Source organism: Streptococcus sp. SN-1, from assembly GCF_041154385.1.
Lineage (GTDB): Bacteria > Bacillota > Bacilli > Lactobacillales > Streptococcaceae > Streptococcus > Streptococcus mitis_CT.
The window spans coordinates 586,876-598,518 of record NZ_AP028929.1; the positions used below are offsets into that span (position 1 = coordinate 586,876).

Below are 11,643 nucleotides of genomic sequence, written 5' to 3' on the forward strand. Positions count from 1 at the left end.
ATTTTATAAAAATGGGTAAATATTTTGGGACTGATGGAGTCCGTGGGGAAGCTAACGTAGAACTAACACCAGAATTGGCTTTTAAGTTAGGACGTTTTGGAGGCTATGTTCTCAGCCAACATGAAACGGAAGCACAGAAAGTCTTTGTGGGACGTGACACACGTATTTCAGGGGAAATGCTAGAATCTGCCTTGGTGGCAGGTCTTCTTTCAGTTGGTATTCACGTATACAAACTAGGCGTTCTGGCAACACCAGCAGTAGCTTACTTGGTTAAAACTGAAGGTGCAAGTGCCGGTGTCATGATTTCTGCCAGCCACAATCCAGCCTTTGATAATGGAATCAAGTTCTTTGGTGGTGATGGTTTCAAACTGGATGACGAAAAAGAAGCAGAAATTGAAGCCTTGCTAGATGCTGTGGAAGATACTCTTCCTCGTCCAAGTGCAGAAGGTTTGGGAACTTTGGTAGATTATCCAGAAGGCTTGCGTAAGTATGAAGGCTATCTGGTTTCAACAGGAACTCCTCTTGAAGGAATGAAGGTTGCCTTGGATACAGCTAATGGAGCAGCTTCTACAAGTGCCCGTCAAATCTTTGCTGATCTCGGTGCTCAATTGATGGTTATCGGGGAAACTCCAGACGGTCTTAACATCAACCTCAATGTTGGTTCTACACACCCAGAAGCCCTTCAAGAAGTGGTCAAAGAAAGCGGGTCAGCTATCGGTTTGGCCTTTGACGGAGACAGTGACCGTTTGATTGCTGTCGATGAGAATGGCGACATCGTCGATGGTGATAAGATTATGTACATCATCGGGAAATACCTTTCTGAAAAAGGACAATTGGCCCAAAATACAATTGTGACAACTGTTATGTCTAATCTTGGTTTCCACAAGGCCTTGGACCGTGAAGGTATTAACAAGGCAGTCACTGCAGTCGGCGACCGCTACGTTGTTGAAGAAATGAGAAAATCAGGCTACAACCTTGGTGGTGAACAGTCTGGTCACGTCATCTTGATGGATTACAATACAACTGGTGATGGTCAATTATCAGCAGTCCAATTGACGAAAATCATGAAGGAAACTGGTAAGAGCTTGTCAGAGTTGGCCGCAGAAGTAACCATCTATCCACAAAAATTAGTCAATATCCGAGTGGAAAATGCCATGAAGGAAAAGGCTATGGAAGTGCCAGTTATCAAGGCAATTATCGAGAAGATGGAAGCTGAAATGGCAGGGAATGGCCGTATCCTTGTTCGCCCAAGTGGGACAGAACCCCTTTTGCGTGTCATGGCAGAAGCACCTACAACAGAAGAAGTGGACTACTATGTTGATACCATCGCTGATGTAGTTCGAGCTGAAATCGGGATTGACTAAATCCTAGAAAACTAGATGAAAATAAAAAATTATGGTACAATAGCTTATAACATTGTAGCCGAGGGAGAGAGACATGAATCTTAAACGTGAACAAGAATTTGTTAGTCAGTATCATTTTGATGCGCGTAATTTTGAATGGGAAAATGAAAATGGAGCTCCTGAAACCAAGGTAGATGTGAATTTCCAATTACTCCAACATGATCAAGAAAATCAAGTGACTTCTTTAATTGTCATCTTGACCTTTATGATTGTATTTGATAAGTTTGTCATTAGTGGCACTATTTCACAGGTGAACCATATCGATGGCCGTATTGTCAATGAACCAAGTGAATTGAGTCAAGAAGAAGTGGAAACCTTGGCTCGTCCATGTTTGAACATGCTCAATCGTTTGACTTACGAAGTAACTGAAATTGCATTAGACTTACCAGGAATCAATTTGGAGTTCTAATATGAAATTAGCTGTTATCACAGATTCTTCTGCTTATCTCAGTGCAGAGACCTTACAAAGAGAAGATTTGTTTGTCTTGGATATTCCTGTCAATATTGATGGTGAGGAGTATGTTGAAGGTGTCAATCTGACTGCTGAGGAATTTTACCAAAAAATGGCTCAGGCTTCTGAATTGCCTAAGACCAGTCAACCAAGCATTGCCAAGTTAGATGAAATCTTAACTACGCTTAAAGAACAAGGATATACCCATGCCTTGGGACTTTTCCTATCTTCTGGAATTTCAGGCTTTTACCAAAATATCCAGTATATGGTGGATGACTATGAGGGCTTGACTATTGCCTTCCCGGACACTTTGATTACAAGTGCTCCGCTGGGTATCATGGTTGAAAGTGTCTTTAACTGGCGAGACCAGGGCGATGATTTTACAATTATTCAGGATAAGCTAGCTATTCAAATCAGTCACACATCTGCTTTTATCATGGTGGATGATTTGGACCACTTAGTAAAAGGTGGGCGCCTTTCAAATGGTGCTGCTATTTTGGGAAATCTGCTCAGTATTAAGCCAATCCTTTATTTCAATGACCAAGGTGTGATTGAAGTTTACGAAAAAGTTCGTACTGAGAAGAAAGCAACCAAGCGCTTAATTGAAATCATCAAGGAAGCAACAGCTTCAGGTCAATATCGGGTCATTGTCATTCACGGCAATGCTCTTGAAAAGGCTGAGGAATTGCGTCAGCACTTGCTTGAATCTGGAGTGGCTACGGATATTTCACTTGCTACATTTGGCAGTGTCATTGGGACACACCTAGGAGAAGGAAGTATTGCTTTAGGTTATATTCCATTGATTTAGTTAGCACTTCTAGACTAGTCAAGAAGAATTTGTATCTTAGAAATTGAATATGGACTACCTGCCTCTTGAAAAAAGATGCCTGTCTTGCCTTTCGTGGAAAGTCAGCGTCATTCCCTATTTTTCATGGACAGCTAACGTCCTTTGTATCTTGATAATTGAACACGCCTGGAACCCTGTGTGAAAAAGATAGTTCTTCCAAGGAGTATCTACTCCATGATCAGAACTCCTATTTTCACTTTGTGTTCTTGCAGGCTTTGTATCTTGATAATTGAACACGGACTACCTGCCTCATGAAAAAAGATGCCTGTCTGGCCTTTCGTCGAAAGTCAGCGCCATTCCCTATTTTTCATGGGCAGCCAACGTCCTTTGTATCTTAGACAGGAGTAGAGATGAGTATTCGAGTAATTATTGCTGGTTTTAAGGGAAAGATGGGACAAGCTGCTTGTCAGATGGTCTTGGCTGATCCAGACTTGGACTTGGTAGCAGTTTTGGATCCTTTTGAGTCTGAGTCAGAATGGCAGGGAGTTCCTGTTTTCAAGGATAAGGCTGATTTAGCAGGTTTTGAAGCGGATGTCTGGGTAGATTTCACAACTCCAGCTGTTGCCTACGAAAACACACGCTTTGCCCTCGAAAATGGCTTTGCTCCAGTAGTTGGAACGACTGGCTTTACTAGTGAAGAAATTGCAGAGCTAAAAGATTTTTCACGTGCCAAAGATTTGGGTGGTTTGATTGCCCCTAACTTTGCCCTAGGTGCTGTCTTACTTATGCAATTTGCGACGCAGGCTGTTAAATATTTTCCTAATGTGGAGATTATCGAGCTCCATCATGACAAGAAAAAAGATGCTCCGAGTGGAACAGCTATTAAAACAGCTGAGTTGATGGCGGAAGTTAGAGAGTCTATCCAGCAAGGTGCGCCTGATGAAGAAGAACTGATTGCAGGTGCCCGTGGTGCTGACTTTGATGGTATGCGGATTCATTCTGTTCGTTTACCAGGCTTGGTAGCCCATCAGGAAGTCATCTTTGGCAATCAGGGAGAAGGATTGACCCTCCGTCATGACTCCTATGATCGCAGCTCCTTCATGACAGGAGTGAATTTGGGAATTAAAGAAGTTGTCAAGCGTCATGAGCTTGTCTATGGATTAGAACACTTATTATGAGATTAACGCAAATGCCTTCTGAATTTCAGAAGGCTTTACCAGTATTAGAAAAAATTAAAGAAGCAGGCTTTGAGGCTTATTTTGTTGGGGGCTCTGTTCGAGATGCCCTTCTCAATCGTCCCATCCACGATGTGGACATTGCGACGTCTTCTTATCCAGAGGAGACCAAGCAGATTTTTCCGCGAACAGTCGATATCGGAATCGAGCATGGAACTGTCTTGGTCTTAGATGGGGATGAGGAGTATGAGGTAACTACCTTTCGGACAGAGGATGTCTATGTGGACTATCGCAGACCCAGTGCTGTTTCCTTTGTGCGCTCGTTAGAAGAAGACCTTAAGCGCCGTGATTTTACAGTCAACGCCTTTGCCTTGGATGAGGCAGGGGAAATTATTGACTTGTTCCATGGCTTAGAAGATTTGGAAAATCAAGTCTTGCGAGCAGTTGGAGTGGCTAGTGAGCGTTTCAATGAAGATGCTTTGCGGATTATGCGCGGTTTCCGTTTTCAGGCCAGCCTTGGCTTTGAACTTGAGCCAGAAACATTTAAAGCTATGAAGACCTTGACACCGCTTTTGGAGAAAATTTCTGTAGAGCGTACCTTCGTTGAGTTTGATAAACTCTTGCTGTCTCCGTTTTGGAGAAGGGGCTTGGATTCCATGATTGAGAGTCAAGCTTATGATTATCTCCCTGATATGGCAGCCAGCCAGGACAAGCTCAACAGATTGTTTGATTTGGATACTGATTTCACTTTTGAATCTTCTGAACAAGCCTGGGCAGCTCTTTTGTGGGCTTTGGAGATTGAAAATGCGCAGCCATTTTTGAAAGCTTGGAAGACCTCACGCCAGTTTGGTAAGCAGGTTCAGGATTTACTGACTATTTTGACCTTGCGTGAAAAGGGAGAATTGAGCAAGCGCGATTGTTATCGCTTTGACTTGGATTTACTTTTACAGGCTGAAAATCTTCGTCAGGCCCAAGGAAAAGAAGTTAATCCACAAGCCATCACAGAAACCTACCAGAGTTTGACCATTCATGACAAGAAAGAAATTCAGATTAATGGTGGCATTTTGATCAAGGAATATGGCTATCAACCAGGGCCAGACTTGGGAGAGATTTTAACAGAGATTGAATATGTCATTGTCGATGGAGAATTGGAGAATGACCGTCAAGCCATCCATACTTACCTGAGGGAGAAAAAATGAGTGATTTTATCGTTGAAAAACTAAGTAAATCCGTCGGTGACAAGACCGTTTTTAAGGATATTTCCTTTATCATCCACGACCTAGACAGAATTGGTCTGATCGGTGTCAATGGAACAGGGAAGACCACCCTTTTAGATGTCCTTTCGGGTGTGTCTGGCTTTGATGGGGATGTCAGTCCTTTTTCAGCTAAGAATGATTACCAGATTGGTTACTTGACTCAAGATCCTGATTTTGATGATAGCAAGACGGTCTTGGATACGGTTCTATCAAGCGACCTTAAGGAAATCCAGCTCATTCGTGAGTATGAGTTGATCATGCTCAACTACAGTGAGGACAAGCAGTCTCGTTTGGAACGGGTCATGGCTGAAATGGACTCTCTCCAAGCTTGGGAAATTGAGAGTCAGGTCAAGACTGTTCTCAGTAAGCTAGGAATTCAGGACTTATCGACTCCTGTTGGGGAATTGTCAGGTGGTCTCAGAAGACGGGTTCAGTTGGCGCAAGTCTTACTTGGCAACCACGACCTCTTGCTGCTGGACGAGCCGACCAACCATTTAGATATTGCGACTATTGAGTGGCTGACCCTCTTTTTAAAAAATTCCAAGAAGACCGTCCTTTTTATCACCCACGATCGCTATTTCCTAGATGCGCTGTCAACACGGATTTTCGAGTTGGACCGAGCTGGATTGACGGAATATCAGGGTAATTATCAGGACTATGTTCGCCTTAAGGCGGAACAGGACGAGCGCGATGCGGCTCTTCTCCACAAAAAGGAACAACTTTATAAGCAAGAATTGGCCTGGATGCGCAGACAACCACAGGCGCGTGCGACCAAGCAACAGGCTCGTATCAATCGTTTCCATGACTTGAAGAAAGAAGTTTCAGGTGGCGTTGCTGAGACAGACTTGACCATGAACTTTGAAACCAGTCGGATTGGGAAGAAAGTTATCGAGTTTCAGGATGTTTCTTTTGCCTATGAAAACAAGCCTATTTTGCAAGATTTTAATCTCTTGGTGCAGGCCAAAGATCGTATCGGAATCGTTGGTGATAACGGTGTTGGGAAATCAACCCTGCTTAACCTAATTGCAGGAAGTCTTGATCCGACCGAAGGACAAGTTGTGATTGGGGAAACAGTTCGCATCGCCTATTTCTCTCAACAAATTGAGGGTTTGGATGAAAGCAAGCGAGTGATTAATTACTTGCAGGAAGTGGCAGAAGAGGTCAAGACCAGTGGTGGTTCTACGACTTCCATTGCTGAGTTGTTGGAGCAGTTCCTCTTTCCACGTTCAACGCATGGAACCTTGATTGAGAAATTGTCTGGTGGAGAGAAAAAACGTCTTTATCTCCTCAAATTGCTCTTGGAAAAACCAAATGTTCTCCTCTTGGACGAGCCAACAAATGATTTGGACATTGCAACCTTGACAGTTTTGGAGAATTTCTTGCAAGGATTTGCGGGTCCTGTTTTGACAGTTAGCCATGACCGCTATTTCTTGGATAAGGTAGCGACCAAGATTCTGGCTTTTGAGGATGGTAAAATTCGTCCTTTCTTTGGTCATTACACCGACTATCTTGATGAAAAGGCTTTTGAGACAGAGATGGCCAATCAAGTGCAAAAAGCCGAGAAGGAAAAGGTGGTCAAGGTCCGCGAAGACAAGAAACGTATGACCTACCAAGAAAAACAGGAGTGGGCAAGCATTGAAGGCGATATTGAAACCTTGGAAAACCGTATCGCTGCTATCGAAGAGGAAATGCAGGCTAACGGCTCTGACTTTGGTAAGCTGGCTACTCTCCAAAAAGAACTGGATGAGAAAAACGAAGCACTCCTTGAAAAATACGAACGCTATGAATACCTAAGTGAATTTGATAGCTAGAAGAATAGAAAAATCCCGTCTCATGGACAGGATTTCTCTATTCTTTTTTTGTTTCCTGGTGGAAAATTTTTTGCCAAGTTTCGTGGCGACGCCAGATACTGGTATGAACAATTCCATCTAGCTCATAGCAAATGAGTTTGGTCTTCTGACTGATGGAAGTGATTTGAATATCCTTGATAGCTGAATTTAACTCTTTTTCGGCTTTATAAGCCTCTTTATCCATCTGCTCTCCATCCTGGCGAATATAGACAAAATCATCAGCCAAGAGTTCTTCCAGTTGATTTCCTTGGTCAATCAATTGTTCACGCATAAGCAATTTTTTATAGACATTGTCTAAAATTTCATCCTCAGGGATAGGCGCCGGTTCGATATGGACATCGGTATCAAAGACGCCAAAACGCTCCTCCAGCATAGACTCGACCTGATCCGCAATCTCGTGACTCTCGTAAACCGACAAGTCAGGATTCATCTCCAGCGTGATATCCAGGTAGATATTGCTACCGTAGGTACGACCTCTTTGGGACTTAACCTTGCTGATCTTGGGAATTTCCATGATAGCCTTTTGGTATTCCTCAAGTAGACGATCGTCAAAGCCATCTGAAAGGCTAAAGGAAGACTCAATGAAGATATCATAGGCAGTTTTCAAGATAAAGAAAGTGATGATGATAGCGACCAGCTTATCCACAATGGGATAATTGAAACTACTAGCCAGGATGGCAATGGTCGTACCAAGTGAGGTAACAGCGTCAGAAAGATTGTCTTTGGCGGCAGCCTTCAGGGCCTTGGAGTTTGATTTCTTACTGAGGCGAGTATTGTAGAGATAGACCACAAACATAATCGCTGCAGAAATGATTCCTAGAGTTGCACCAAGAGGATCAATGACAGTTTCTTCTCGACTGAGAATCTTTTGAATGGTATCCCGAAGTACATCGAAACCGACATAAAACATGATGATAGAAGTGATCAAGCTAGCCAAATCTTCAATCTTCCAGTGGCCAAAACGGTGGTCTCGGTCAGCAGGCTGGCGCGCCATTCGAATCCCAATCAAGAGGGCCACATTTCCGATAATATCTGATACGTTGTTAAAACCATCGGCCACCAAACTGGATGAATGAAGAAGATGACCAGTTGCTAATTTGGCTGCAGACAAGATCAAATAGGTTGAAATACTGATAATGGCCCCACGCTCAGCTAACTTGAGATTTGAGATAGATTGCTTCATTCAACTTCCTTTCTAGTCACATAGCATTCTACCATTATACTGGTTTTCAAGGGAAAATTCAAATAAGTCATTTTTTACTCTTTGAAAACTTTTCAAAATTTGGTATAATAGTACTACTCAAGGGAGTAGCTGGCAGAAACCTGTGATAGTGTCGTCATTCCGAATTTTATACTGAAGAGTATGCTTTCCGGCCCTATCTTAAACAGCGAGACTTGTTATGATTAACAGGTTTCTTTTTGTTTGTCGTGAAAAGATACGATGAGAAAAAGAGAGTCTGTTTTGCACACAATGTCAAGGAGGAGACACATGTCAAAAGAACAAAAAAGCCAAGCGTTTTACATTCAAAGTCCTGAAGAGGTCTTGAAGGCTGTGGATGCGACCGAGCAAGGTTTGTCATCAAGCGAGGCAGAAAAACGCCTTGCTGAATTCGGCCACAATGAACTCGAAGAAGGAGAGAAACGATCAATCCTGGTCAAATTCATCGAGCAATTTAAGGATTTGATGATTATCATCCTAGTTGCGGCAGCAATCTTGTCAGTCGTGACTTCTGGTGGGGAAGATATCGCAGATGCTATTATCATCCTAGCTGTGGTTATCATCAATGCTGCCTTTGGTGTTTACCAAGAAGGAAAAGCAGAAGAAGCCATCGAAGCCCTCAAATCTATGTCAAGTCCAGCTGCCCGCGTTCTTCGCGATGGTCACATGGCGGAGATTGACTCTAAAGAATTGGTACCTGGAGATATCGTTGCCCTCGAAGCAGGTGATGTTGTACCAGCAGACCTACGTTTGCTTGAAGCCAACTCTCTTAAAATCGAAGAAGCAGCTCTTACAGGTGAGTCTGTTCCAGTCGAAAAAGACTTGACAGTTGAACTTGCTGCAGATGCTGGTATTGGGGACCGTGTCAACATGGCCTTCCAAAACTCTAACGTGACCTATGGTCGTGGTCTTGGTGTTGTTGTCAATACAGGTATGTACACGGAAGTTGGTCATATCGCGGGTATGCTCCAAGATGCGGATGAGACGGATACACCACTCAAACAAAACTTGAACAACCTTTCTAAGGTCTTGACCTATGCTATCTTGGTCATTGCCCTTGTTACTTTTGTAGTGGGTGTTTTCATTCAAGGCAAAAATCCACTCGGTGAGTTGATGACCTCTGTTGCGCTTGCCGTTGCAGCAATTCCAGAAGGGCTACCAGCTATCGTAACTATCGTTCTTGCCCTTGGTACTCAAGTTTTAGCCAAACGAAACTCTATCGTTCGTAAATTGCCAGCAGTAGAAACACTTGGTTCAACTGAAATCATCGCTTCTGATAAGACTGGCACGCTGACCATGAACAAGATGACCGTCGAAAAAGTCTTCTACGATGCAGTCCTACATGACTCAGCTGATGATATTGAACTAGGTCTTGAAATGCCCCTTCTTCGTTCAGTTGTCTTGGCCAATGATACGAAAATCGATGTGGAAGGCAACCTGATTGGTGACCCAACCGAAACAGCCTTCATCCAATATGCCTTGGACAAGGGCTACGATGTCAAAGGGTTCTTAGAGAAATATCCACGTGTGGCTGAGTTGCCATTTGATTCTGAACGTAAGCTCATGTCAACAGTTCATCCACTTGCAGATGGACGCTTCCTCGTCGCTGTTAAAGGTGCGCCAGACCAACTCTTGAAACGTTGTGTTCTTCGTGATAAGGCTGGGGATATTGCTCCGATTGATGAGAAGGTTACAAACCTCATTCATACAAACAACTCTGAAATGGCCTACCAAGCCTTGCGTGTCCTTGCTGGTGCTTATAAGATTATTGACAGCATTCCAGAAAACCTCACTTCTGAAGAGCTTGAAAATGATTTAATCTTTACTGGTTTGATCGGGATGATTGATCCTGAACGTCCTGAGGCAGCTGAGGCTGTTCGTGTGGCTAAGGAAGCTGGAATCCGTCCAATCATGATTACGGGTGATCATCAAGACACTGCAGAAGCTATTGCCAAACGTTTGGGAATCATTGACGCAAATGATACAGAAGGACATGTTTTAACTGGTGCTGAGCTCAACGAACTATCTGATGAAGACTTTGAAAAAGTCGTTGGTCAATACTCTGTTTATGCCCGTGTGTCTCCAGAACACAAGGTTCGTATCGTCAAGGCTTGGCAAAAACAAGGTAAGGTCGTTGCCATGACAGGTGACGGTGTCAATGATGCTCCGGCTTTGAAAACAGCCGATATCGGTATCGGTATGGGAATCACTGGTACAGAGGTTTCTAAGGGGGCATCTGACATGATTCTTGCAGATGATAACTTTGCGACCATCATCGTCGCAGTTGAAGAAGGACGTAAGGTCTTCTCAAACATTCAAAAGACTATTCAGTATTTGCTTTCTGCTAATACTGCTGAAGTATTGACCATCTTCCTATCAACCTTGTTTGGTTGGGACGTCTTGCAGCCAGTTCATCTTTTGTGGATCAACTTGGTAACAGATACCTTCCCAGCTATCGCTCTTGGTGTTGAACCTGCTGAGCCTGGTGTCATGAATCATAAACCACGTGGACGCAAGGCAAGCTTCTTCTCAGGTGGTGTTGTGAGTTCTATCATCTATCAAGGTGTACTCCAAGCAGCTATTGTTATGAGTGTTTATGGACTTGCGATTGCTTACCCAGTTCATGTGGGTGACAATCATGCCATTCATGCAGATGCCCTAACTATGGCCTTTGCAACCCTTGGCTTGATTCAACTCTTCCATGCCTACAATGTCAAATCTGTTTACCAATCCATCTTGACAGTTGGTCCATTCAAGTCTAAGACATTTAACTGGTCTATCTTGGTATCCTTCATCCTTCTCATGGCAACAATCGTCGTAGAACCGCTTGAAGGAATCTTCCACGTAACCAAACTAGACTTGTCACAATGGGGAATCGTTATGGGTGGAAGCTTCTCAATGATTATCATCGTCGAAATCGTTAAATTTATCCAACGTAAACTCGGTTTTGACAAGAATGCGATTTAAAAAAAAGTCATCTTCGGATGGCTTTTTGCTACAGTTGAGGGAAAGGGCTTGCAGTTGCCGTCTTTTGTGCTATAATTGCTATAATATAGTAAAAAACAAGAGGAGTGTGAGGAAGTGGAAAAGAAAATTGTGAAGGATATCTTGTTTTTATCTCAGGTATCTCAGCCAGCAAGTCAGGAAGACCTTTATCTTGCCAGAGATTTGCAGGATACACTCTTAGCAAATCGTGAGACTTGTGTCGGTCTGGCTGCCAATATGATTGGGGTGCAGAAGCGCGTGATTATCTTTAATCTTGGTTTGGTTCCTGTGGTCATGTTTAATCCAGTGCTCCTGTCCTCTGAAGGAGCTTATGAGACAGAAGAAGGCTGTTTGTCCTTGACAGGTGTGAGACCTACTAAGCGTTATGAAACCATAAGGGTTGCCTATCGTGACAGCAAGTGGCAGGAACAGACCATTACCTTGACAGGCTTCCCAGCCCAGATTTGCCAGCATGAACTGGATCACTTGGAAGGACGAATCATTTAGGAGGAAAGCA

9 protein-coding genes are annotated in these 11,643 nt (G+C 43.4%); 8 read left to right on the forward strand and 1 reads right to left on the reverse strand.

Annotation, left to right across the window (positions count from 1 at the left end; translation table 11 throughout):
* Positions 1-11: 11 nt before the first annotated feature.
* The 6 genes from glmM (at position 12) to ACAM22_RS02630 (ending at position 6,883) form a co-directional block, all read left to right on the forward strand.
* The gene (glmM, locus tag ACAM22_RS02605; protein WP_369606908.1) at positions 12-1,364 is read left to right on the forward strand and encodes a phosphoglucosamine mutase; all 1,353 of its coding nucleotides are present in this window, start codon (positions 12-14) and stop codon (positions 1,362-1,364) included.
* Between the two features lie 73 nt (positions 1,365-1,437).
* A complete protein-coding gene (locus tag ACAM22_RS02610; protein ID WP_001050087.1) occupies positions 1,438-1,812 on the forward strand; it encodes a DUF1149 family protein in 375 nt (124 codons plus the stop codon).
* A 1-nt stretch (position 1,813) separates the two neighbouring features.
* On the forward strand, positions 1,814-2,662 hold the full coding sequence (locus tag ACAM22_RS02615; protein ID WP_369606909.1) for a DegV family protein: 849 nt from the start codon (positions 1,814-1,816) through the stop codon (positions 2,660-2,662).
* 389 nt (positions 2,663-3,051) lie between these two features.
* Positions 3,052-3,819: a 4-hydroxy-tetrahydrodipicolinate reductase gene (gene dapB, locus ACAM22_RS02620; RefSeq protein WP_369606910.1), complete on the forward strand. Its 768-nt coding sequence runs from the start codon at positions 3,052-3,054 to the stop codon at positions 3,817-3,819.
* On the forward strand, positions 3,816-5,015 hold the full coding sequence (locus ACAM22_RS02625) for a CCA tRNA nucleotidyltransferase (RefSeq protein WP_369606911.1): 1,200 nt from the start codon (positions 3,816-3,818) through the stop codon (positions 5,013-5,015). The genes dapB and ACAM22_RS02625 overlap by 4 nt, the downstream gene beginning before the upstream one ends.
* Positions 5,012-6,883 (forward strand): ABC-F family ATP-binding cassette domain-containing protein, encoded by a 1,872-nt coding sequence (locus ACAM22_RS02630; RefSeq protein WP_369606912.1) that lies wholly within the window; start codon positions 5,012-5,014, stop codon positions 6,881-6,883. Before ACAM22_RS02625 ends, ACAM22_RS02630 begins: the two co-directional genes overlap by 4 nt.
* Before the next feature lie 37 nt (positions 6,884-6,920).
* On the opposite strand, the gene mntE is transcribed toward ACAM22_RS02630, so the two are convergent.
* Positions 6,921-8,105 (reverse strand): CDF family manganese efflux transporter MntE, encoded by a 1,185-nt coding sequence (gene mntE, locus ACAM22_RS02635; protein WP_261050456.1) that lies wholly within the window; start codon positions 8,103-8,105, stop codon positions 6,921-6,923.
* Between the two features lie 306 nt (positions 8,106-8,411).
* Here mntE and ACAM22_RS02640 point away from each other — a divergent pair, with 306 nt between their 5' ends.
* Both ACAM22_RS02640 and ACAM22_RS02645 read left to right on the forward strand, forming a co-directional pair.
* Positions 8,412-11,108, forward strand: coding sequence for a cation-translocating P-type ATPase (locus tag ACAM22_RS02640; RefSeq protein ID WP_369606913.1), 2,697 nt, complete (start codon positions 8,412-8,414; stop codon positions 11,106-11,108).
* 114 nt (positions 11,109-11,222) lie between these two features.
* Entirely contained in the window at positions 11,223-11,633 is a 411-nt protein-coding gene (locus tag ACAM22_RS02645; RefSeq protein ID WP_045612079.1) for a peptide deformylase, read from the forward strand.
* Positions 11,634-11,643 lie beyond the last annotated feature (10 nt).

Excerpts from the sequence above, each read along its gene's own strand:
- mntE (WP_261050456.1), bottom strand. The coding sequence starts at position 8,105 with ATGAAGCAATCTATCTCAAATCTCAAGTTAGCTGAGCGTGGGGCCATT.
- ACAM22_RS02640 (WP_369606913.1), top strand. The coding sequence starts at position 8,412 with ATGTCAAAAGAACAAAAAAGCCAAGCGTTTTACATTCAAAGTCCTGAA.
- ACAM22_RS02625 (WP_369606911.1), top strand. The coding sequence starts at position 3,816 with ATGAGATTAACGCAAATGCCTTCTGAATTTCAGAAGGCTTTACCAGTA.
- dapB (WP_369606910.1), top strand. The coding sequence starts at position 3,052 with ATGAGTATTCGAGTAATTATTGCTGGTTTTAAGGGAAAGATGGGACAA.
- ACAM22_RS02615 (WP_369606909.1), top strand. The coding sequence starts at position 1,814 with ATGAAATTAGCTGTTATCACAGATTCTTCTGCTTATCTCAGTGCAGAG.
- ACAM22_RS02610 (WP_001050087.1), top strand. The coding sequence starts at position 1,438 with ATGAATCTTAAACGTGAACAAGAATTTGTTAGTCAGTATCATTTTGAT.
- glmM (WP_369606908.1), top strand. The coding sequence starts at position 12 with ATGGGTAAATATTTTGGGACTGATGGAGTCCGTGGGGAAGCTAACGTA.
- ACAM22_RS02630 (WP_369606912.1), top strand. The coding sequence starts at position 5,012 with ATGAGTGATTTTATCGTTGAAAAACTAAGTAAATCCGTCGGTGACAAG.